This is a genomic window from Variovorax sp. RO1 (assembly GCF_002849325.1).
Taxonomy (GTDB): domain Bacteria; phylum Pseudomonadota; class Gammaproteobacteria; order Burkholderiales; family Burkholderiaceae_C; genus Variovorax.
Genome location: NZ_PKMT01000002.1, coordinates 302501 through 324376, shown reverse-complemented (window position 1 = coordinate 324376; position 21876 = coordinate 302501). Strand labels below are relative to the sequence as shown.

22 protein-coding genes and 1 rRNA gene (1 of these 23 running past the window's edge) are annotated in these 21876 nt (G+C 67.3%); 8 read left to right on the top strand and 15 right to left on the bottom strand.

The annotated features are described in order from the left end of the window. Nucleotides 1-16: 16 nt before the first annotated feature. The 3 genes from CY658_RS12675 to CY658_RS12665 are packed head-to-tail and all read right to left on the bottom strand — an operon-like array spanning nt 17 to nt 1998. Nucleotides 17-526, bottom strand: a complete 510-nt coding sequence (locus tag CY658_RS12675) for a BON domain-containing protein (RefSeq protein WP_101490557.1) — start codon at nt 524-526, stop codon at nt 17-19. Beyond that, entirely contained in the window at nt 523-1032 is a 510-nt protein-coding gene (locus CY658_RS12670; protein ID WP_101490556.1) for a flavin reductase family protein, read from the bottom strand. Before CY658_RS12670 ends, CY658_RS12675 begins: the two co-directional genes overlap by 4 nt. 51 nt (nt 1033-1083) lie before the next feature. After that, nucleotides 1084-1998, bottom strand: a complete 915-nt coding sequence (locus CY658_RS12665; protein WP_101490555.1) for a LysR family transcriptional regulator — start codon at nt 1996-1998, stop codon at nt 1084-1086. Nucleotides 1999-2130: 132 nt separating this feature from the next. Here CY658_RS12665 and CY658_RS12660 point away from each other — a divergent pair, with 132 nt between their 5' ends. Continuing rightward, complete coding sequence (locus tag CY658_RS12660) at nt 2131-4119, top strand: alkyl/aryl-sulfatase (protein ID WP_101490554.1); 1989 nt, start codon at nt 2131-2133, stop codon at nt 4117-4119. Nucleotides 4120-4391: 272 nt separating this feature from the next. On the opposite strand, the gene CY658_RS12655 is transcribed toward CY658_RS12660, so the two are convergent. Continuing rightward, on the bottom strand, nt 4392-5621 hold the full coding sequence (locus tag CY658_RS12655) for a nucleoside recognition domain-containing protein (RefSeq protein WP_101490553.1): 1230 nt from the start codon (nt 5619-5621) through the stop codon (nt 4392-4394). A gap of 96 nt (nt 5622-5717) precedes the next feature. Between CY658_RS12655 and CY658_RS12650 the strand changes: the two genes are divergently transcribed. The 3 genes from CY658_RS12650 (at nt 5718) to CY658_RS12640 (ending at nt 9017) form a co-directional block, all read left to right on the top strand. Beyond that, on the top strand, nt 5718-7310 hold the full coding sequence (locus CY658_RS12650; protein ID WP_101490552.1) for a phospholipase D family protein: 1593 nt from the start codon (nt 5718-5720) through the stop codon (nt 7308-7310). 85 nt (nt 7311-7395) lie between these two features. Beyond that, nucleotides 7396-8565 carry an ABC transporter substrate-binding protein gene (locus CY658_RS12645; RefSeq protein ID WP_101490551.1) on the top strand — a complete coding sequence of 390 codons (1170 nt, stop codon included), beginning with the start codon at nt 7396-7398 and terminating at the stop codon, nt 8563-8565. A gap of 101 nt (nt 8566-8666) precedes the next feature. Then, a complete protein-coding gene (locus CY658_RS12640) occupies nt 8667-9017 on the top strand; it encodes a hypothetical protein (RefSeq protein ID WP_101490550.1) in 351 nt (116 codons plus the stop codon). Nucleotides 9018-9021: 4 nt separating this feature from the next. Here CY658_RS12640 and CY658_RS12635 read toward each other — a convergent pair whose 3' ends face one another. The 8 genes from CY658_RS12635 to CY658_RS12600 form a co-directional block, all read right to left on the bottom strand. Continuing rightward, nucleotides 9022-9756 carry an ABC transporter ATP-binding protein gene (locus CY658_RS12635; protein ID WP_101490549.1) on the bottom strand — a complete coding sequence of 245 codons (735 nt, stop codon included), beginning with the start codon at nt 9754-9756 and terminating at the stop codon, nt 9022-9024. Beyond that, nucleotides 9749-10525 carry an ABC transporter ATP-binding protein gene (locus CY658_RS12630; protein ID WP_101490548.1) on the bottom strand — a complete coding sequence of 259 codons (777 nt, stop codon included), beginning with the start codon at nt 10523-10525 and terminating at the stop codon, nt 9749-9751. The genes CY658_RS12635 and CY658_RS12630 overlap by 8 nt, the downstream gene beginning before the upstream one ends. Further along, nucleotides 10522-11484: a branched-chain amino acid ABC transporter permease gene (locus CY658_RS12625; RefSeq protein WP_101490547.1), complete on the bottom strand. Its 963-nt coding sequence runs from the start codon at nt 11482-11484 to the stop codon at nt 10522-10524. The genes CY658_RS12630 and CY658_RS12625 overlap by 4 nt, the downstream gene beginning before the upstream one ends. Continuing rightward, a complete protein-coding gene (locus tag CY658_RS12620) occupies nt 11481-12341 on the bottom strand; it encodes a branched-chain amino acid ABC transporter permease (protein ID WP_101490546.1) in 861 nt (286 codons plus the stop codon). The genes CY658_RS12625 and CY658_RS12620 overlap by 4 nt, the downstream gene beginning before the upstream one ends. Before the next feature lie 58 nt (nt 12342-12399). Continuing rightward, nucleotides 12400-13614: an ABC transporter substrate-binding protein gene (locus tag CY658_RS12615; RefSeq protein WP_101490545.1), complete on the bottom strand. Its 1215-nt coding sequence runs from the start codon at nt 13612-13614 to the stop codon at nt 12400-12402. Between the two features lie 97 nt (nt 13615-13711). Next, on the bottom strand, nt 13712-14035 hold the full coding sequence (locus CY658_RS12610; protein WP_062470484.1) for a 2Fe-2S iron-sulfur cluster-binding protein: 324 nt from the start codon (nt 14033-14035) through the stop codon (nt 13712-13714). A 5-nt stretch (nt 14036-14040) separates the two neighbouring features. After that, on the bottom strand, nt 14041-15489 hold the full coding sequence (locus tag CY658_RS12605; protein WP_101490544.1) for a glutamine synthetase family protein: 1449 nt from the start codon (nt 15487-15489) through the stop codon (nt 14041-14043). Nucleotides 15490-15498: 9 nt separating this feature from the next. Then, nucleotides 15499-16836 (bottom strand): aromatic ring-hydroxylating dioxygenase subunit alpha, encoded by a 1338-nt coding sequence (locus CY658_RS12600; protein WP_101490543.1) that lies wholly within the window; start codon nt 16834-16836, stop codon nt 15499-15501. Nucleotides 16837-17133: 297 nt separating this feature from the next. Here CY658_RS12600 and CY658_RS12595 point away from each other — a divergent pair, with 297 nt between their 5' ends. Then, nucleotides 17134-17868 carry a GntR family transcriptional regulator gene (locus tag CY658_RS12595; protein ID WP_101490542.1) on the top strand — a complete coding sequence of 245 codons (735 nt, stop codon included), beginning with the start codon at nt 17134-17136 and terminating at the stop codon, nt 17866-17868. Nucleotides 17869-17884: 16 nt separating this feature from the next. Here CY658_RS12595 and CY658_RS12590 read toward each other — a convergent pair whose 3' ends face one another. After that, a complete protein-coding gene (locus tag CY658_RS12590; protein ID WP_101490541.1) occupies nt 17885-18691 on the bottom strand; it encodes a metallophosphoesterase in 807 nt (268 codons plus the stop codon). 129 nt (nt 18692-18820) lie between these two features. On the opposite strand from CY658_RS12590, the gene CY658_RS32760 reads away from it, so the two are divergent. Further along, nucleotides 18821-18991 (top strand): hypothetical protein, encoded by a 171-nt coding sequence (locus tag CY658_RS32760; RefSeq protein WP_180838940.1) that lies wholly within the window; start codon nt 18821-18823, stop codon nt 18989-18991. 50 nt (nt 18992-19041) lie between these two features. Here CY658_RS32760 and CY658_RS12585 read toward each other — a convergent pair whose 3' ends face one another. Next, nucleotides 19042-20013 (bottom strand): LysR family transcriptional regulator, encoded by a 972-nt coding sequence (locus CY658_RS12585; protein ID WP_101490540.1) that lies wholly within the window; start codon nt 20011-20013, stop codon nt 19042-19044. Between the two features lie 123 nt (nt 20014-20136). Here CY658_RS12585 and CY658_RS12580 point away from each other — a divergent pair, with 123 nt between their 5' ends. Further along, on the top strand, nt 20137-20679 hold the full coding sequence (locus CY658_RS12580) for a hypothetical protein (protein ID WP_101490539.1): 543 nt from the start codon (nt 20137-20139) through the stop codon (nt 20677-20679). A gap of 302 nt (nt 20680-20981) precedes the next feature. On the opposite strand, the gene CY658_RS32475 is transcribed toward CY658_RS12580, so the two are convergent. Next, on the bottom strand, nt 20982-21512 hold the full coding sequence (locus CY658_RS32475) for a hypothetical protein (RefSeq protein WP_143713679.1): 531 nt from the start codon (nt 21510-21512) through the stop codon (nt 20982-20984). A gap of 96 nt (nt 21513-21608) precedes the next feature. On the opposite strand from CY658_RS32475, the gene CY658_RS12575 reads away from it, so the two are divergent. Further along, nucleotides 21609-21876: ribosomal RNA gene (locus CY658_RS12575) — 16S ribosomal RNA — on the top strand (it continues 1267 nt past the right edge of the window).

Sequence of the window (21876 nt, the reverse complement as noted above, 5' to 3'; positions counted from 1 at the left end):
CGCCGTGCGGCGCCGCTCAGTGCCCGGCCATCGGGTAGGGCGGCTTGCCGCGCGTGCCCACCATCAGGTCGGGCACCACGGTCTCGACGTCGGGCACGGTGCGCGCCGCGCGTTCGAGCTTCCGGGCCAGGGCCGCATCGGGCACGCAGCCCTGCAGGTAGACCCAGCGGCGCTGCACGGTGACCCACACGCTGCCGCGGCGCACGCCGGGCACGGCCAGCAGCGCGGCGCGCACCTTGGGCGCGAGCGGCTTGTCGTAGCGGTAGGCGTTGCTGTCGGTGCACTTGCCGGCGAGCCAGCAGCTGGTGCCGCGCTCCAGCCGCGAGTGGGTTTGCGCGCGGCGTTCCTCGGCGGTGTAGTAGGGGCCCTGCGGCATGGGGCAGGCCGGCAGGCCCGCGGCGACCTGGAAGAAGGGGTCGTCGAACCAGTTCTGCCGCAGCGATGGCGATGTCGGCTCAGGCGTGCCCTGCGCCGTGGCAATCCGCGCGACGAGCAGCAGGACGGCCAGCAGCGCGGGGCGGTTCACAAGGGATGCTCGGTGTAGAAGCGCCCGCCGTGGAACAGCAGCGGCGAGGCGTCGGGGTCGTGCATGCAGCGCTCCACCTCGCCCACGAAGATCACGTGGTCGCCCTCGTCGTAGCGGCTGCGGTTGAAGCACTCGAAGCTCGCCGCCGCACCCTGCAGCACCGGCGCGCCGCCCAGGCCTTCGGTGTAGGCCACGTCGGCCCAGCGGTCGATGTTCTTGGTGGCGAAACGCTCCGCCAGCGTCTTCTGGTTGGCGGCCAGGATGTTGACCGCGTAGTGCGAGCCGGCGCGCAGCGCGGACATCGACGCCGCCGCGCGCGCCAGGCTCCACAGCACCAGCGGCGGCGCGAGCGACACCGAGTTGAACGAGTTGGCCGTGAGGCCGACCAGGCTGCCATCGGCCGCGCGTGCGGTGACGATGGTCACGCCGGTGGCGAACATGCCGAGTGCCTTGCGGAATTCGCCGGGCGAGAAGGTGGGGGGCTGGGCCCGGCGGGAGGTGGTCACGGGAGAACGGACGGCAAGGCGGTGAGCGGCAAAGGAAGGGACCATTTTGGCTCAGGCTTTGGCGGGCTGCTTGGCAGGGCCGAGCAACTCGGTCACCAGCCGGGTATAGACCGTGGCGGCGGCCGTGGGCGTGCGGCCCGCCAGCGTCACCAGGCTGTAGTGCGTGCGCATGCGCGACAGGCCCGTCACCGCCAGCGGCGCGAGCGCGGCGGTCTCGGGCGTGAGGCCGGGCGCGTGGGGCGCGAGGATCACCGCGTGCGCGGTCAGCGCCAGGTGCCGCAGCGTGTCGGCGTCGTCGCAGATCACGTTGAACACGCCGCGGTCGGTGCGGCGGATCTGCCGGTCGAAATACGCGGCCACCTCGCTGGGCAGATGCGGGCCGGCCACGGGGTAGTCCATGAGCTGCTCGAGCGTGAGCGGCGCCGGCTGTTTCAGCAGCGGGTGCCCGGGCCGCACGAAGAACGACACCGGCACGTTGGGCAGCCGCACGAGCTTCAGGCCCGAGGGCTTCTTCAGGTCGCGGGTGTCGGCGATGAACAGGTCGATCTGGCGTTTGTGCAGCCGCTCGCACAGCGTGACGGTGTCGGCCACTTCCATGCGCATCAGCAGCTGCGGGTGGCGCTGCGTCATGAGCGACAGCGCCGCGCGCCCGAGCAGGCCGGCCGCGAACGGGCCCAGGCCCACGTCGAGGCTGCCGAGCGTGAGGCCTTCGAGCTGCTGCACCTCGCGCTGGATTTGCCGCGCGTCGGCGACCAGCTCGCGGGCCCGCGCCAGCACCAGCTCGCCGGCCTGCGTGAAGCGCACGGTGCCGTAGGCGCGATCGATGAGGCGGGTCTTCAGCGCCTGTTCGAGCGCGTCGATGCTGCGCGACAGCGCGGGTTGCGACAGGTGCACGGCCTGCGCGGCACGCCCGAAGCTGCCTTGCTCGGCGAGGGCGATCAGGTGCTGGAGGTGGCGCAGCTGCATTTTGCGTTCTGGTTCAAAAGCAAGATCACATTTTGCATTTGCCAAGGGGTTGGGTGCTTCCGAGAATCGGCCACGGCTTCCCCGTGCTTTCCCGTGCCCCGTCGTTCGACAGACAACAACCCCGAGACATCGATGACCCGCATTGCTTCCGCGCCCACCCGTTTCTCCCTGGTCCTCGTCGCCTGGGCCTGCGCCTTCACTGCTGCGGCGCAGCCGGTGGTGGCGCCCAAGGCGGCCGAGTCCGTCACGCTGAAGGCCAACGCCGACATGGCGAAGGCGCTGCCGTTTGCCAACAAGCAGGATTTCGAGGACGCGATGCGCGGCTTCATCGGCACCGTGCCCGACGCGCTGGTGACCGGCAGCGGCCCGCGCCCGGTCTGGAACATGAAGCCCTACGACTTCCTGAAAGCGAACGAGGCGGCCGACACGGTCAACCCGAGCCTGTGGCGGCAGGCGCAGCTCAATGCGATTCACGGCCTGTTCAAGGTGACCGACCGGGTCTACCAGGTGCGCGGCTTCGACCTGGCGAACATCACCATCGTCGAAGGCGACACCTCGCTGATCGTGATCGATCCGCTGCTGGCCGCCGAGACGGCGCGCGCCGCGCTCGAGCTGTACTACCAGCATCGCCCGAAGAAGCCGGTCGGCACGGTGATCTACACGCACGGCCATGCCGACCATTTCGGCGGCGTGAAGGGCGTGGTCAGCGAGGCTGACGTGGCGGCGGGCAAGGTGCAGGTGATCGCGCCCTCGGGCTTCATGGAATCGGCGGTGGCCGAGAACATCCTCGCGGGCAACGCGATGAACCGGCGCTCGCAGTACCAGTTCGGCACGCTGCTGCCGCCGGGCGCGCGCGGCCAGGTCGACACGGGCCTGGGCAAGGCGCTGGCGCGCGGCAGCGTGACGCTGATCGCGCCCACCTCGACCATCGAGAAGTCCACCGAGGAGCGCACCATCGACGGCGTGCAGATCGTGTTCCAGCTGGTGCCGGGCTCGGAGGCGCCGTCCGAAATGCTCATGTACATGCCGCAGTTCCGCGTGCTCAACATGGCCGAGGACGTGACGCACAACATGCACAACCTGTACACGATCCGCGGCGCCGAGGTGCGCGACGGCAACCTGTGGGCCAAATACATCGACGAGGCCCGCGTGGCCTTCGGCGACAAGACCGACGTGCTCATCGCGCAGCACCACTGGCCCACCACGGGGCGTGCGCGGATCGTCGACCTGCTGAAGAAGCAGCGCGACATGTACAAGTTCATCAACGACCAGTCGCTGCGCCTGCTGAATCACGGCTACACGGCACCCGAAATCGCCGAGACGCTGCGCATGCCCGAGAGCCTGGAGCAGGAGTGGTCCACGCGCGGCTACTACGGCACGCTGCGCCACAACGCGAAGGCGGTCTACCAGAAGTACCTGGGCTGGTACGACGCGAACCCGGCCAACCTGAACCCGCTGCCGCCGGTGGCGCAAGCGAAGAAGACGGTCGAGTACATGGGCGGCGCCGACGCGGTGGTGGCGCGCGCCCGCGAAGATTTCAAGAAGGGCGAGTACCGCTGGGTGGCGAGCGCGATGAGCCAGGTGGTGTACGCCGACCCGGCGAACCGCGCGGCACGCGAACTCGGCGCCGACGCGCTCGAACAGCTGGGCTACCAGTCGGAGGCGGGCACCTGGCGCAGCGCCTACCTGGTGGGCGCGATGGAACTGCGCAACGGCGTGCCGAAGATCCCGGGCGGCAGCAGCGCGAACGGCGACACGCTGAAGGCGGTGAGCAACGAACTCTTCTTCGACTACCTCGGCGTGCGGCTCGACGCGGCCAAGGCCGAAGGCAAGACGATGGTGGTCAACTGGAACTTCACCGATTCGAACCAGAAGTTCGTGCTGACGCTGGAGAACTCGGCGCTCACGCATGTGAAGAACCAGCAGGCGAGCGGGGCGGATGCCACCGTCACGCTGAGCCGGGCGACGCTCGATGCGATCACGCTGAAGCAGACGACCTTTCCTGAGGCGGTGCAGTCGGGGCAGGTGAAGATCGATGGCAACCGCGCGAAGCTCGGGGAGCTGTTCGGGATGCTCGACAACTTCGATCTGATGTTTCCGGTGGTGGAGCCGCGCAAGTAGTTGTTCAGGGCGCGTGCCCAGGCCACCGGGTACTTCCCTCCGCGAATGTCCCCCGGCCTGCGGCCTCCTCCTTGATTTCGCTGCGGGAAGCACCCAGTGTCCTGAGCACGCAGGGCGCTCTCGTTGTGCTGGCCCGATCAACGACCGCACTGAAGACGCTCACGTCGATGGGGTGCCTTGCGCAGCGAAATTAAGGGGGAGCCCGAAGGGCGGAGGACATTCGCGGAGCAAGGCTCCCCGTCGGCGGGAGTGTCGCCCTGAATGACTGCGAACTAGCCGAAGAACCAGTAGCAGACCGAAATGGCGGCCACCACCCCCGCCAGTTCGGCCAGCAGCGCGCACGCCACCGCATGCCGCGCGCGCTGGATGCCCACGGCTCCGAAGTACACCGCTAGCACGTAGAACGTGGTCTCGGTGCTGCCCTGGATGGTGGCGGCCACCAGCGCGGGGAAGCTGTCGACGCCCTGGGTCTTCATGGTCTCGATGAGCATCGCGCGGGCCGCGCTGCCCGAGAAGGGCTTGACGAGCGCGGTCGGCATCGCGTCGACAAAACGTGCGTCCCAGCCACCCGCCTGCACCAGCCAGCGCAGGCCGTCGAGTGCGAAGTCGAGGGCGCCCGAGGCGCGCAGCACGCCCACCGCGCACAGCATCGCGACGAGGTACGGCAGCAGGTTCTTTGCGATGTCGAAGCCTTCCTTCGCGCCCTCGACAAAGGCCTCGTAGACCTTGATGCGCCGGATCGCCCCCGCTGCCAGGAACACGATGATCACGCTGAACAGCGTGAGGTTGCCCAGCAGCGACGACAGCGAGGCGATGGCCGCCGCCGAGAGCGTGCCCAGGAGCGCCATGAAGCCGCCCAGCAGCAGCGCGCCCGGCACGAGGTAGGCCAGCACCACCGGGTCCCACAGCCGCAGGCGCTGCGCGACCGCCACCGTGAGCAGGCCCACCAGCGTCGAGGCGCTCGTGGCCAGCAGGATCGGCAGGAACACCAGCGTCGGGTCGCTCGCGCCCTGCTGCGCCCGGTACATGAAGATGGTGACGGGCAGCAAGGTCAGCGACGAGGCGTTCAGCACCAGGAACAGGATCTGCGCGTTGGTGGCCGTCACGGGGTCGGGGTTCAGGCGCTGCAGTTCGCGCATGGCCTTCAGGCCGATGGGGGTGGCGGCGTTGTCCAGCCCCAGCGCATTGGCGGCGAAGTTCATCGTGATGAGCCCGAGCGCCGGGTGCCCGGCCGGCACGCCCGGCATCAGGCGCCGGAACAGCGGACCGAGCAGACGCGCGAGCCAGCCGACGAGGCCGGCGGCTTCGGCGATGCGCAGGAAGCCCAGCCACAGCGTGAGCGTGCCGAACAGCAGCACCATCACCTCGACGGCCAGCCGCGCCATCGTGAACAGGCTTTCGACCAGCGCCGCGAACACGGTCGGGTCACCGCCGACGAGCCAGCGTCCCAGCGCTGCCAGCGCCGCCATCCCGAAGAACCCCAGCCACAACCCATTGAGCACGCGTTTTTTCCTTCTTTTCGTTGGCTGCTGTATGTGCCGTTGATCATAGGGCGGCATGCCGCCCCGGCCGGGCTCTGCGGCGCTACAGTGCGACCCATGGCCGCCGCGCTCTCCCGCCTCCGTCGCTTCGTCGCCCTGGTGTCGACGGGGCTGGCCATCGCCTGGCTCGCGGGCTGCGCCAGCCTGCCGCCGCCGCAACCGCACCCGGTGCTCACGAATGCGATCACCGACGTGGCCGACACCGACCTGGGCCGGCTGGCCGCCAAGGACGCGCCGCAGGGCAGCGCGGTGCCGCTGTCGGGCTTCCGGCTGCTGCCCGAGGCGGCGTTTGCGTTCGACGCGCGCATCTCGCTGGCGCGGCACGCCGAGAAGTCGCTCGACGTGCAGTACTACCTGATCAGCAACGACGACGTCGGCCTGCTGTTCCTCAAGGAGCTGCGCGAGGCCGCCGCGCGTGGCGTGCGCGTGCGGCTGCTGGTGGACGACCTCTACACGGGCGGCGAGGACGAGGTGTTCAGCACCCTCTCGGCCTTTCCGAACATCGAGGTGCGGTTGTTCAACCCGCTGCCGTCGCGCGCCAGCTCGCTGCCCGCGCGGCTGCTGTTCTCGCTGGGCGACTTCGGCCGCATCAACCACCGCATGCACAACAAGCTGCTGGTGGCCGACAACAGCTTCGCGGTCTCGGGCGGGCGCAACATCGCCAACGAGTACTTCATGCGCAGCACGGCGGCGAACTTCATCGACATGGACGTGCTGTCCAGCGGGCCGATCGTGCGCCGCATGTCCGAGGGCTTCGACCGCTACTGGAACAGCGACCACGCCTGGCCCATCGAGCGCATCGTGCCGCAGCGCCTGCCGCTCGAAGAAGCCCAGCGGCGCTTCGACGCCCTGGCGCGCGCGGCCGTGCCCGACGTGCCGATGCAGCCGCGCGACGTGCTGGGCAAGTCGCCGGTCGGCGAGCAGCTCACCACGGGCCGCATCGACCGCTACTGGGCGCCGGCCACGCTGTTCGTGGACGACCCCGACAAGATCACGCGCAAGGCCGAGGCGGCCTACGGCGGCAGCGTGACCGAAGGCGCGCTCGGCGTGATCCAGGCGGCCAAGCACGAGGTGAAGATCGGCTCGCCGTATTTCATTCCGGGCGCGCGCGGCATGGCGATGATGAAGACGGCCATCGAGCGCGGCGGGCGCATCACGGTCATCACCAACTCGCTGGGCGCCACCGACGAGCCGCTGGCCTACGCGGGCTACGAGCGCTACCGCGCCGACATGCTGAAGATCGGCGTCACCATCTACGAGATCGCGCCCACGCTCTCCGGGCGTTCGGGGCGCTTCGGCGATTTCGGCAAGTCGATCAGCCGGCTGCACGCCAAGCTGGCCATCGTGGACGACCAGCGCTTCTTCGTCGGCTCGATGAACCTCGACCACCGCTCGGCCGCCGTCAACACCGAGATGGGCCTGGTCATCGACAGCCCGCGGCTGGTGCAGGACTACGACAAGCTCATGAACGGCGAGCGCGTCAACCTGGGCTACCGGCTGCGGCTCGCGCCGGGCGGGCGGCGCGTGCAGTGGCTGGAATACGACGATGCCGGCGGCGACATCGTGCACGAGGACGAACCGGGCGAATTCCTCTGGCTGCGCTTCAAGAACTGGCTGCTGCTGCCCATCGTGGGCGAGGAGCTGCTTTAGGGTTTGTCATGACCGATCCAGTGAGGTGCGTTACATTTCTGTTTGAAATGTGAACTTTTGTCACCGACTATTGGAGGCTTTGATCATGACCGTCCCCGTGCCGCGCGAGTCGACCGCGCCGCTTTCCACCAGCCGCCGCCGCGCCCTTTCCGGGCTGGCCGCCACGACGGCCGCCGCGGCCGGCGTCGGGCTGGGATTTCCGGCGTTCGCGCAGAACCGTGCGATCCGCATCGGGACGACCTTCGACAACAGCAGCGTGGAAAAGGCCAACGGCCAGGGGCTGTACCAGGGCTCCAGCGCGTTCTTCAACGCGCTGAACAAGGCCGGCGGCCTGCACGGCAGCAAGGTCGAGCTTGTGATGGCCGACGACACCTTCAAGCCTGACGTGGCCAAGGCCAACGCGCTGGCTTTCGAAAAAGACAGCTCGGTGCTTGCGCTGGTGCACCCGCTGGGCACGCGCCAGACCGCCGAGGTGATGGATGCGGTGCCCGGCATGGCCGTGGTCGGCCCGATCACCGGCACCATCGCGCTGCGCAAGAAGACCTCACCCAACACCTTCTGGGTGCGCGCCAACTACGACCAGGAGGTCGACAAGCTGGTGAGCACGGCCGCCGTGCTGGGCCAGACGCGCATCGGCCTCGTGCATTCGAACGACCCGCTGGGCCAGTCGGTGCTGGCGGCGTTCAAGAACGCGCTGGCCAAGGCCAAGCTGGAGCCGGCGGTGATCGCCACCACGCCCAACACCACGAGCATGGAAGTGGGTCCGGCCGCAGAAGCCATCGCCAAGGCCAAGCCGCAGGTGGTGGTGGTCGGCCTGGCCGGCACGGCGCCGGTGTTCTTGAAGGCGCTGCGCGGCGCGGGCAACAGCAGCTCGGCCTACGGCCTGTCGATCACGGCCAGCGCGCTGTCGGCCATGGGCGACCTGGCACGCGGCCTGGGCTTCGTGATCGTGGTGCCGTCGCCGTACTCGACCAAGTTCGAGATCGTGCGCCGCTACCAGGCCGACATGGTGGCCAACGGCACCAAGGACTTCTCGCTGACCAGCCTGGAGGGTTACATGAACGCCGCCGTGCTGGCCGAAGGCCTGCGCCGCGCCGGCCCTTCGCCGACGCGCGCCGCCGTGCTCGGCGGCATGGCGAGCATCGAGAACTTCGACCTCGGCGGCGTGAAGATCAACTACGGCCGCTCGAACCGCGAAGGCGGCCAGTTCGTGGACGTGGCCGTGATCGGCAGCCGCGGGCAGATGCTGAGCTGATGCCGGTGAGGCGTACCGCGCGCTGCGGCGTCCGGTAGCGCCTGCCGGTACGCCGGCACCCGCACAGTCCTTTCGCCGGGCGACGTGCTTACAGTGCGGCCATGACCCTCGAACTCATCCTGGGCCTCGGCCTGCTGGCCTTGGTGCTGCTGGACCTGGCCCTGTTCTTCCTCGTGCGCTGGGCCGTGCTGCGCGAGCACCTCGGCCCGCTGGCGGCCAGCCTGGTCTACGGCCTGTGCCTGGCCGCGCTGCCGTACGTCGTGTGGTGGGGCCTGGGCACCCACGTGCTGTTCGGGCAGGACACGACCTTCCTCGCGCGCGTGGTGGACATCGGCCTGGCCTTCATCCTCTACACCTGCCTGTGGCTGTCGTGGGGCGTGAGCGCGATCGCCGCAGGGGTGGCGTCGTGGCGTTTCTTCGCCGGCGCCAGGAAGATCGGCCTGCTGGCCTGACGGCTCAGCCGGCCGGCGCCTCGGCGATGCCGACGCCCAGCAAGCCTTCGAGCAGCTCCTTGTCCGCCGCGAGCGCCGCGCTCGGGCCGGCGTGCACGACGGTGCCGCGCTCCAGCACGATCGCCTGGTGCGTCATGTCCAGGGCCAGCACCGGGTGCTGCTCCACCACGATCGAGGCCAGGCCTTCCGATTCGCACAGGCGCCGGATGGCGGCCGCCAGCTCTTCCACGATGATCGGCGCGAGGCCTTCCATCGGCTCGTCGAGCAGCAGCAGCTTCGGGTTGGTCATGAGCGCGCGGCCGATGGCCAGCATCTGCTGCTCGCCGCCCGAGAGCTGGTTGCCGTAGTTGCCGCGCCGCTCGCGCAGGCGCGGAAAGAACTCGTAGACGCGCTGCAAGGTCCAGCTGCCGGGGCGGGCGATCACCGTGAGGTTTTCTTCCACCGTGAGCGACGGGAACACCTCGCGCTCCTGCGGCACCCAGCCCAGCCCGGCGCGCACGCGCTGGTGCGCGGGCCAGCGCGTGATGTCGGCGCCCTGCCAGCGGATCGCGCCCTGCATCACGCGAGTGTTGCCCATCAGCGTTTCGAGCAGCGTGGTCTTGCCCACGCCGTTGCGCCCGAGGATGGCCAGGCTTTCGCCGGGCCGCAGCGAGAAGTCGAGGCGGTCGAGGACCACGGCGTTGCCGTAGCCGGCGGTGACGCGGTCGAAGGCGAGTGCGGCGGTGTCGGTGTCAGCCATGGTGGTGCGAGCTTCCCAGGTAGACCTCGCGCACGCGCGGGTCGGCGCCGATCTCGGCGGGCGTGCCTTCGGTGAGGATGCGTCCGCCCACCAGCACCGAGATGCGGCGCGCAAAGCGGAACACGAGCTTCATGTCGTGCTCGATGAAGAGCACGCTGATGTCGGCCGGCAGCGCCGCAATGGCTTCGAAGAGTTCGCCGCTCTCGTCCTCCGGCACGCCGGCGGCGGGCTCGTCGAGCAGCAGGATGCGGGGCTTGGCGGCGAGCGCCAGTGCAATCTCGAGCAGCCGTTGCTTGCCGTAGGCCAGCTCGGCCACGGGCACGTCGGCCAGGGCGTCGAGCTTCAGCGTGGCGAGCAGCGCATGCGCCTCGTCGAACACGGCGGTGCAGCCCTTGAGCGGCCGCCACCACGTGGCGCCCAGCCCTTCGCGCTCGCTGATGGCCAGCACCACCGACAAGAGTGGCGTGAGGCTGGGGAACAGCGTGTTGATCTGGAAGGTGCGCGCCAGCCCCATGCGGGCGCGCTTGTCGCCGGGCAGGCGCGTGATGTCGCGCCCGCCCAGGCGGATCGATCCGCTGGTGGGTTTGAACACGCCCGTGAGCAGGTTGATGAGCGTGGTCTTGCCGGCGCCGTTGGGGCCGATCAGCGCCTGCCGCGCACCGGGTTCGAGCGACAGGTTGACGTCGCTCACGGCCTGGAAGGCGCCGAAGCGGATGCCCAGGTTCTGCGTGCGCAGGGCGTGCGTGGTGGTCGTGGTGGTGGAAGTCATCGTGCCTTCCCCGTGCGAACCACGCGCGACAGTGCGCCCATGATCCCGCCGCGTCCCAGCATGACGGCCGCGATCAGGAAGATGCCGAGCCAGAACATCCAGTACTGCGGGTTCATGTCGGCGAACCAGTCGTGCACCAGCATGTAGACGATGGCCCCGATGAGCCCGCCGTACAGCCGCCCGGTGCCGCCGAGCACGAGGATGATGAGCACTTCGGCCGAGCGGTTGAAGCTGATCGACTCGATGCCGACGAACTGCGTGGTCTGTGCCAGCAGCGCGCCCGCCACGCCGGCCACCGCGGCCGACATCGCGTAGGCCATGCGCAGCCGCGCTTCCACCGGCGAGCCGATGGCCGTCATGCGCTTGCGGCTGTCGTGGATGCCGCGCAGCGCCAGGCCGAAGGGCGAGCGCAGCACCAGCCGCACGAGCAGGAACATCGCGAGCACCACGCCGAAGGCATAGCCGAACGCGGTCTTGCCGTAGAGGTCGAAGTCGAACAGGCCGAGCACGGGCGCGATCACCACGCCCTGCAGGCCGTCGGTGCCGCCCGTGATGCCCGAGAGCCGGTTGGCCAGCTCGAACAGCAGCACGCACACGCCGATGGTGATCATCAGCCGCGTGAGGTCGGCGCCGCGCACCACGAGGTAGCTCAGCACGTAGCCCAGCAGGGCGCACACGGCGAGCGCGAACACCAGGCCGCTGAAGGGCTCGCTCCAGCCGTACTTGGCGAGCAGGCCGGCCGCGTAGGCGCCCGCGCCGAAGAAGGCGGCGTGGCCCACGGTGAGGATACCCGCGTAGCCCAGCGCCATGTCGAGCGACACGGCAAAGAGCCCGAAGATCATGATCTGGCTCATCAGCGTGAGCTTGTCGGGCAGCAGGAAAAAGCTCGACGCGAGCGCAAGCCAGAAGGCGATTTCGGCCACGCGCAGTTGCGCAGGGGAGAGGCTCAGCGGCTTCATGCGAGCCCCTTCTTGGCGACGATGCCGTTCGGGCGCACCAGCAGCATGACGATCATGAACACGTAGATGAGAAAGGCGCCGGTTTCAGGCAGGTAGTACTTGCCCGCCACGTCGACGATGCCGACCAGCAGCGCCGCAATGAAGGGCCCGGTGACGGTGCCCGCACCGCCCACGCACACCACCATCAAAAAGTAGACGAGGTACTTGAGCGGGAACGACGGCTCCAGCCCCAGCATGCCCAGGCTCAGTGCGCCGCCCAGGCCCGCCAGGCCGCAGCCCAGCGAGAAGGTCAGGAAGAACAGGCGCTGCACGTGGATGCCCGTGCCACCCGCCACGCGCTGGTTGTCGACCGCGGCGCGCACCATCGCGCCGTAGCGCGTCTTGCCCAGGCCCAGCAGCAGCGCGACCAGCACGGCCACGCCGCAGCCGATCAGGAACAGGCGGTAGCGGCCCACCTCGAGGCCGAGCAACGACACCTGGCCTTCGAGCGCCTTGGGCAGCGTGAAGGGCCGCATCGTCGGGCCGAAGAAGTAGGTGAACGCGGCGATCGAGACGAACACCACGCCGATCGACAGCAGCACCTGGTCGAGCGGGTGCGCGCGGTACAGCCGCCGGTAGAACACGAACTCCAGCACCGCACCCACCAGCGCCGCGGCCACGAAGGCCGCCACCAGCGAGAGCCCGAAGCCCAGGCCCCACTGGTTCATGAGCACGCTGGCCGCGTAGCCGCCCACCATCGCGAAACTGCCGTGCGCGAGGTTGACGAAATTCATGAGTCCCATCGTGATGGACAGGCCCACGCCGATGAGAAACAGGAGCATGCCGTAGGCCACCCCGTCGAAGATCACGATACCCATGAATTTCCTGCTTGCTGCTGCTGCGTACTGGCGTTGGCTGGCGTTGGCTGGCGTTGGCTTACTTGGCGGCGGCGGCTTCCTTGGCCGGGTCCTTGACGCGCTCGAACTTGTCGAACTCCACGTTCACCAGCTGGCCGTTGGCGCGCTCGGTCTTGCGGATGTAGACGGTCTGCACGATGTCGCGCGTGGCGGCGTCGATCTCGATCGGGCCGCGCGGGCTCTCGAAGCTCAGGCCCTTGAGCGCGTCCATGAACTTGTCGCCGGCGGTGTCGCCCTTTGTCTTGGCCAGTGCGAGGTCGATGGCGGCCATGGTGTCGTAGGCGGTCACGGCGAAGTAGCTCGGGCGCAGCTTGGTGCCGTTGTCGGCGGCGAAGTCTTTGACGAACTTCTGGTTCTTCGGCGAGTTGTGCGCGAACGAGTAGTGGTGGCTGGTGACGAGGCCGAGCGCCACGTCGCCGGTGGCGTCCAGGTAGCTGTCGTCGGTGGCTTCGCCCGTGGCGAAGAGCTTGATGCCGGCCTGTTCCATGCCGCGCTCCTTCCACACCTTGAGGAAGGCCGGCGGCATCACGCCCGAGGGGAAGAAGAAGAACACGGCCTGGGGCTTGGCGTCCTTGATGCGCTGCACGTAGGCCGAGAAGTCGGGGTTGCTCATCGGCGTGCGCACCTCGCCCGAGACCTTGCCGCCACCGGCGGTGAAGGCCTTCTTGAACGCGGTCTCGGCATCGACGCCCGAGGCGTAGTCGGCGACCACGGTGTAGGCGTCCTTCACGCCCTGCTTGAGCATGTAGCGCGCCATCGGGTCGGTGACCTGCTGCACGGTGAACGACAGGCGCGCCACGTAGGGCGAGCTGGTGGTGATGGCCGAGGAGGCGGCGTTCATCACCAGCGTGGGGATCTTGGCCTGCGTGGCAATGGCGCCCACGGCGTAGGCGTTGGGGCTGAAGTCCAGGCCGGTGAGGATGCTCACCTTGTCGCGCACGACGAGTTCCTGCGCGATGCGCTTGGCGGCGTCGGGCGCGGGGCCGGCGGTGTCCTTCTTGATGATTTCGACGGTGCGCCCGCCCACCTTGCCGCCGTGCTCCTTCAGGTACAGCGCGATGCCGGCGTCGAACTGGCGGCCGTAGTCGGCGTAGGGGCCGGAGTAGGTCGCGATGAGGCCGATGCGCAGCGGCTCGGTGAAGGCTTGGGCCAGGGCCTGGCCCGCACCCGCGATGCCGAAACCGGCGAGCAGCAGGGTCGAGAGGAGGGTTCGCTTGGTCATCGTCGTCGTCATGAAAAAACGCCTTTCTGTGGGAGTGGAATGCGCCGCGCGGGCGCCGCTGGCTTGTAACCGGATGTTTGGCAGCGGGCGATGATGCCCGACGCGTTGGTCAGACCTGTGTATCGGGCACACGCACCGTGAGGCCATCGAGGGCGGCGCTCACGCTGAGCTGGCAACTCAGGCGCGAACCGGGCCGGCGCTCGGAGGCGACGGCATCGAGCAGCGCGCTTTCCATGTCGTCGGGCGGCGGCAGCAGTTCGAGGAATGCGTCGTCGACGTAGACGTGGCAGGTCGCACACGAGCAGCAGCCGCCGCACTCGGCGTCGATGCCGCGCACGTTGCCGCGGATGGCGGTCTCCATCACGCTGGCGCCGACCTTGGCGTCGACCTCGCGCGTGGTGCCGTCCTTGAGGATGTAGTGGATCGTGGGCATGGGGTTCAGAACATGTCGAAGTACTCGCGGTGTTCCCACTCCGAGACTTCGAGGTTGAAGCGGGCGATTTCCGCTTCCTTGATGTGGCACAGGTAGTCGACGAAGACCTTGCCCATCTGCGCGTTGAGCATTTCGTCCTTGCGCAGGCAGGCGAGGGCGTCGCTCAACGAGCGCGGCAGTTGCTCGGCCGGCGTTTCGTAGGGTGCATCGGCCGAAGGACCGGCGTCGGTCTGGTGGCGGATGCCGTCCAGGCCCGAGAACAACTGCGACGCAAGGTACAGGTACGGGTTGGCCGTCGGCTCGCCCACGCGGTTCTCGATGCGCGAGGCGTTCTGGCCCGGGCCGCCGAGCACGCGCAGCATCGCGCCGCGGTTGTCGCGGGCCCAGATCGCGCGGTCGGGTGCCAGCGAGAAGGGGCGGTAGCGGCGGTAGCCGTTGATCGTCGGGCTGGCCAATGCGGCCGCACCGCAGGCGTGCGCCTTCAGGCCGCCGAGGTAGTGCATGCCGATCTCGCTGAGGTCGCGTCCGCCGGGCTCGGGCATGAAGGCATTCACGCCATCGCTCTTGCGGCGCAGCGACTGATGCAGGTGCCAGCCGCTGGACATCACGTTCGGGATCTTCGGGCGGCACATGAAGGTGGCGTGCAGGCCGGCGCGCTGGCAGATCTGCTTGATCGCACTGCGCAGCAGCACCATGGTGTCGGCGGGCGTCACGCCGGCCGTGGGGCCGAAGGTGAGCTCGAACTGGCTCGGGCCGAACTCGATCTCGAGCGAGCGCAGCGGCAGGCCGAGCGCCACGAGCTGCGAGCGCAGCAGCTCCATGAGGCCGTCGACGCGGTCGTAGCGCAGCTCGGTCAGGTACTGGTGGCCGTGCGACAGCAGCGACACGCGCGGCGGTTCGCCGGGCTGGCCCGAGTCGGACAGGCCCATGCGCGCATCTTCGAGCTTGAAGACGTGGAACTCGACCTCGAGGCCTGCGATGAAGTCCAGCCCCAGCTCGTCGAGCTGCGCCACCGCGCGCTGCAGGATCTGCCGCGTGGCGAAGGGGCAGGGCCGGCCGTCGGCCATGTAGGCGTCGCACAAAATCCAGCCGGTGCGCGGTGCCCAGGGCAGCACCTTGAAGGTGGCGGGGTCGGCCACGATGGTGAAGTCGGCGCCGCCCTGCAGGCCCTCGATGGCGAAGCCGCCGCCTTGCGTGAACACGGGGAACACGGTCTTGTGCGAGGTGTCCTTGGCCAGCAGGGTGGAGGTGAGGTTCACGCCCTCCCACAGGGCCGAGCGCGCCTCGCTGGCAACCAGGGTCTTGCCGCGCAGCAGGCCGTGCTGGTCGGGCCAGGCGAAGCGGACGGTGTCCACCTCGCCGCTGTCGATGCGGCGCACGAGCTCGCGCGCTTGCGCATGCTGGTCGGCCGACCAGAGACCGAAGCGGTCGACGAAGGTGTGGCTGCTGTTCATGGCGCGTGCTCAGGCCGTGGCGGCCAGGCGTGCGGACGCCCAGTCGGACTTCAGGCGGCGCGCGCGGTCGGCGTCCTGCCAATAGGCCTCGGTGGCGGCTTCGTCGACCACCTTGCCGATGCCGTCGATCGACGGCGGGCCGGTCATGGCGCTGGCCTGCGCGGCGTCGATGAGCATCGGCGCGCTTTCGCCGGCGAGCGTGGCCTCGATGGCCTTCACCAGCACGCGGCGGTAGGCAATGATCCCCTTGTCGGTGCTGCCCAGGTGCTCGCGCGTGCGGTCCTGGATGGCGCCCTGCGACTCCACCGCCCACTGGTCGTGCACGTTGATGTCGTCGCCCATGCCGGTGTAGGTTTCGGTCAGCTGCTCTTCGATGCTGAAGCCGTAGTTGTTGCGTTTGTTCTTGCGCGAGGTGTAGTCGGGCAGCTCGTACAGCTTCAGGCGCTGGTCACGCATCTGCTGCTTGTCGACCGGGCCGGTGAAGCTGGTGAACACGGCATACCAGTAGCAGTGCGTGTCGTCCACGGGCACATGCCATTGCGAGATGGTCATCTCGGCGCTCATCGGAATCACGAAGGCCTGCGGGAACACCACGTTGGTCACGCGCACGTGGGTGGTGTCTTCCGAGAGCTTGCGCAGCGCCTTGAGGCGGAAGCCGTAGTCGGTCGGCTCCACGCTGATGTCGGGGCGGTCGTACTCGCGCAGCACCTTGGTGATGGGCATGTCGGAGTCGGCCGAGGCGCCGCGGAACTGCTTGCCGTAGCTCTCGGAGGTGTCGGCATCCTCGAAGAAGCGGTGCAGGTACGAGGCGTGCGCCGGGTCGATGCCCACTTCGAGCGCCTGCAGCCAGTTGCATTCGAAGAGGCCCTTGAACGCGAAGGTGTGGCTGTCGGGCGCGACGAAGCAGTCGAACTCGGGGAAGGCCGGGGGCTCGCCCTCGCCGATGTACGCGAAGACCACGCCGGCCTTCTCGACCACCGGGTACGCCGACTGCTTGATGCGGCTGCACAGCTTGCTGGTGGCGGGCTCGGCCGGCGTCTCCAGGCAGTTGCCCTTGGCGTCGAACAGCCAGCCGTGGAAGGCGCAGCGGATGCCGCCGTTTTCCAGCCGGCCGAAGGCCAGGTCGGCGCCGCGGTGCGGGCAGTCGCGGTCGAGCATGCCGAGCTGGCCGCTCTCGTCGCGGAACAGCACGAAGTCCTGGCCCATGAGCTTCACGGGCTTGACCGGGCGCGGACCCGCCAGTTCGTCGGCCAGGGCCACCGGCTGCCAGTAGCGGCGCAGCAGCTTGCCGGCGGGCGCGCCGGGTCCGACGCGGGTGATGAAATCGTTTTGCTCGGCGCTGATCATCGTGCGGGCTCCATCGAGAGGTCTTTGTCAGAAGGCCTGCAGGCATTGCATGCAGTTGTATGCATTGTCTTGGTGATTTTTGACAAAGGTCAAACTTTCATCGCCTCGTTCGCCCTGCTTTGGGGCCGATGGAAACCATATATAGGGTTAACTCTGGGGTGTTTGTGGGTTTTTGACACACATCTATTTGCACTGTATGCAACAACTGCGCCCGTTTGGCTATGCTGCGTGCAGCGGCGGGCGGTTCTCCTAGAATCCGCCCATTCATCCCTCTCCCCGTTGCCCTGGCGCCTCCCGATGGACTCCCAACAATCCCGCGTGCTCGTGCAACTGCGCGACCTGATCCTCAAGGGCGAATTCGTGCCTGGAGAGCGGCTGGCCGAGATCCCGCTGGCCGAGAAGCTCGGGGCCTCGCGCACGCCGGTGCGCCTGGCGCTGGCCAGCCTCGAGCACGAAGGCCTGATCGAGCAGTCGCCCAGCGGCGGCTACCAGATGCGCCGCTTCACCTCCCAGGAAGTGGCCGACGCGATCCGCGTGCGCGGCGTGATCGAGGGCTTTGCCGCCCGTTTGCTGGCGGAAGACGGCGTGTCGCGCCAGTTGCTGCGCGACTTGAAAGACTGCCTGGAAGACGGCGACCGCGCCGTCAACAAGCCCAGCATGGAGATCGACGACTACGCCGCGTACGTCGAGATGAACGACCGCTTCCACAAGCTGATCCTCGAAGGCTGCGGCAACCTCGCACTCAAGCGCGTGATGGACATGCTCGGCGGCCAGCCCTTTGCCGCGCCCAGCGCGATGCTGCCGATGCAGTCGTCGATGGAAGAGGGGCAGCAGTGGATGCGGCAGGCGCATCGCACGCACCACGCGATGGTGCAGGCGATCGAGCGCGGCCAAGGCTCGCGCGCACAGGCGCTCGGCGAAGAGCACGTCGAGATCGCGCGCATGAATCTCGACTACGCGCTGGAGCGGCCCGAACTGGCCGCCGAACTCATGCCGGGCATTCGCCTCGTGGCGAAGGGCCGCAACGCCTGACGGGCGAAGCGGCCGGTCAGCGGACCTCGATCAGCAACTGGGGCTGGTAGCCCTCTTGTTCGCCGTTGCTGCGGTAGCCCAGTGGATTGGCGACCACGCGGCAGCCGTCCTTCACGTAATCGAACGGGCAGTGCAGGTGACCGTGCAGCCAGAGTTGCGCGTGCGGCAGCAGCTCGTCGAGCGAATTGCAGAAACCCGCGGTGCCGGGCGTGAGCCCGTAGCGGGGGTCGGCGCTCGCGAGGCTGGGCGCGAAATGGGTGATGGCCACCGTCGTGCCGTCGAAGGGTTGGGCCAGCGCGTCGCGCAGCCAAGTCTGGCAGGTGAGCGCTTGCTCTCGCATTTCGGCAGCCATGAAGGGCAATCCGTTTCGCGTTCCGGCCATTTTCTCGAGGTAGAAGTCGGCCGCACGCATCGCCTTGCCGCGCTTCTTGAGCGCTTCGGCGAGCCCGTCGCGGGGCTCGACCAGCGCGTCGAAATCGGCCCACAGCGTGGTGCCGATGAAGCGGATGCCCTCGATGACCAGCGTCTCGCGCTCGAGCCACAGGATGCCGAGTTCGTCACACAGCGCACGCAGGCGCGCATGCGTGGCGTCGAAATCGAGGTTGTCGTATTCGTGGTTGCCCGGCACGTAGACCACCGGCGTCGGCCAGCCGTTGCGCGGCGAGAAGCGGCCCAGGCCGAAGTCGGTGTCCGTCAGGCGGGAGCCTTCTTGGTAAGAGCCGATATCGCCCCCGAGCACCAGCAGGTCGGCACCCGGGATCGGGTCGGCATGAAAGCTCGGGTGGGATTCCAGGTGCAGGTCGGAGAGCAGTTGCAACTTCATCGTCGGATCAGTCTAGGTGAATCGCACTATGCGTGAGCTGCATAACGTGGGGCTTGCTTTACTAGGGATTACCCTTAATCTACATCCATCGTTAATCAACTCTGTCGCAGCCACACGCCGCGTACCGTCATGTTCAGTCTTCTTGCCCAAGTGGCCCGTTTCTTCCGCTCGTCGCCGACCCAGACCCCCAGCCACGCCGCTGCGCTGATGGAAAGCGCCGACAGCCGTGCCGGCCGTGGCGCGCACCACGCACAAGAGCTGCGTGCTGCGGCTTCCGCCTGGCTCAGCGTCGTCAGGTAACTGACTGACCCGCGCCGCCTCGAGCGGCGCACCCTGGTTCAAGGGGCGGGTCACGCCTGCCCGTGAACCGAGCCCGCGAACGCCGCGGCCGCCGAGCGCAACAGCGCCGTTCGCAGCCACTCGTGGGAATGCCCGTGCTGGGCGCGCCGATGCCAGATGGCATCCACGTGCACCGGCGGTTGGTCGAACGGCAGGTCGTGCACCACCAGTTGCTCCTCGATGCCGGTCACGCTCACGAAGTGGCGCGGCAGCACCGCCAGCAGGTCCGAATTGGCGACCACGCGCCCGGCGGTGAAGAACTGGTTCACCGTCACCGCGATCCGCCGCTCGCGCCCCATGGCGCCCAGCGTCTGGTCGATGAAGCCATAGGGCCGGCCCGAAAAACTCACCAGCAGGTGCCGCGCCGCGCAGTAGCTGTCGAGCGTCAACGGTGCCCCCGCCAGCGGATGGCCGCGCCGCATCACACATACATATTGGCCCAGGTAGAGCCGCTGGGTCTCGAACGGCACCCCCACCCCCGACTGTCCGCGCGCCGCCAGGCTCGCGATCACCGCCGGAAAGTAGCCGACGGCCATGTCGACCTCTTCATGTTCCAGCATGCGGCGCGGGTCGCGCGTGGTCAGCGGCAGCACGCGCAGCGAGATAGCAGGCGCTTCTTCTTCTGCAATCTTCACCAGCCCCGGCATGAGTTCGGCGGCGGTGGCGTCGGCCATGGCCAGCAGGAAGGTCGTGTCGGCGGTGCCGGCGTCGAATTCGCCGGGTGCCAGCGTGTGCTGCAGCTGGCGCAAGGCGTCGCGCACGGTCGGCCAGAGGGCTTGCGCCCGCGGCGTGGGCTCCACGCCCGCACCGGAACGCCGCACCAGCTCGTCGCCCAGCAGCTCGCGCAGGCGGCGCAGCGAGTTGCTCACGGCCGGCTGGGTGATCGCGAGGTTGCGTGCGGCGCGCGTGAGGTTGCGCTCCGCCATCACCTCATCAAAGACGCGCAGCAGGTTCAGGTCGAATGTGCGGAAATTGACATCCATCAGCGATGTGAATGATAAGCATCAGAAAGATAAAGTGGCCAAACACTGGGGTAATCCCTAATATCGACCCATCGGCCTTGTTCGCCACCACTGATTACCACTTATCCCTAGGAGGGATGCATCATGACCAGCTTTGTCCACGTTGACCAACCCACCGAACATCCCGGCGTCCGTCGCGCCGAAGTTCTCTTCGGCCAGATCCAGGCCGCCCGCGCCGGTGCCCATGGCGCCCGTCCGCTGATCGCACTGTTCGTGCTGGCCCTCGCGGCCGCCGTGCTCGTGGTCGCCGACAAGATCGTTTCCAACTGGGATGAAGGCGCACTGCTCGCCGCATGGACCGTGTTCTGTGTCGCCGCCATCGCCCTGTTCGCGCTCTTCGTGGGCTCGGTGCGCAAGAGCAGCCTCGCCACCCTGTGGCGCGAAGCTGCAGAACGCCGTGCGGAAGCCCGTGCAGACGCCCGCTTCCTGGCGACCGCCCAGAGCGACCCGCGCATCATGCAAGAGCTGCAAGCGGCAGTCTGGCGCCAGCAGTCGGACGACGTCGCATCGGTTGAAGCCGTCGCCAAGGTCGACGCCCTGGCCCGCATGAACCGTCGTTCGCAAGAAGTGCGCATGCCTACGCTGTACGAAGCGATGCGCCGCATGAACAGCTCGCGCTATTACTAAGCAAGGCTGAGCCGGGCGCTAAGCGCCTGGCTGCAGTTGAGTCGGTTTGAATGCCCGTCAGACATATGTCTGACGGGCATTTTTCGTTGGGGGCTGAGGTGATGCGGTTGGCGGATGTCTCTGCTATCGATGGAGGCGTTAGGGGAGTTACTCCATGGCGCCTGGGAGAACGCGTGTCCTTCTATCTCTATATATAAGGAGGAGCGTGTGGCGTGAGTGCGGCTCCTGGGGAGAATGCTGTGAGATCAGGCGATGCTTGGCGGCGCTACAAGCCAGTGGGGCGGCCGCACTGCAGATTCTTTTCATCTCTTGTTGGCTGCGGCACTCAAAATGACATACACTGGCAGGCTTCGCTGCTGAATACCTCTGGTTTTCGAAGCGACTGGTGCTCTCAGGAGTGCTGGTTGTGGGTGGTGAAGAAAGTCTTCGAAAGTTGACGCGGTTTGAAAAAACAGTGCATAATCGAAGGCTTCGCTGGAAACAACTTCAGCGACTTGAACTGAAAGGTTCGGGTTGCAGGAAAGAAGAAGTGGAAAGCGAAAAAAGTCTCCGAAAGTTGACGCGGTTTGAAAAAACAGTGCATAATCGAAGGCTCCGCTGAAAACAACTTCGGCAGCTTGAATCGAAAGATTCGGGATGCGGAAAAAGAAGTTGAAGAAAGCGAAAAAAGTTTGACGATACTTAAAAAATCGTGCTAGACTACAAGGCTCCGCTGATCGCAGCGAAGCAAAACGAAGTAAACGATAAGTTGCTTCGGTGATCGTTAAAAAATTACAGCCGATAAGCGTGGGCGTTTGAAGGTAATTGCGTAAGTTCTTCGGAACAAGTCGCAAGACTTAAAAACGCTCATGAGATAGAAGTGAAGTTCACTTTAATTCTTTTTTTATGAGTTTTGCTTGACCGCGAGGTCAGGCGCAAAAATCAAGATCGAACTATAGAGTTTGATCCTGGCTCAGATTGAACGCTGGCGGCATGCCTTACACATGCAAGTCGAACGGCAGCGCGGGAGCAATCCTGGCGGCGAGTGGCGAACGGGTGAGTAATACATCGGAACGTGCCCAATCGTGGGGGATAACGCAGCGAAAGCTGTGCTAATACCGCATACGATCTACGGATGAAAGCAGGGGATCGCAAGACCTTGCGCGAATGGAGCGGCCGATGGCAGATTAGGTAGTTGGTGAGGTAAAGGCTCACCAA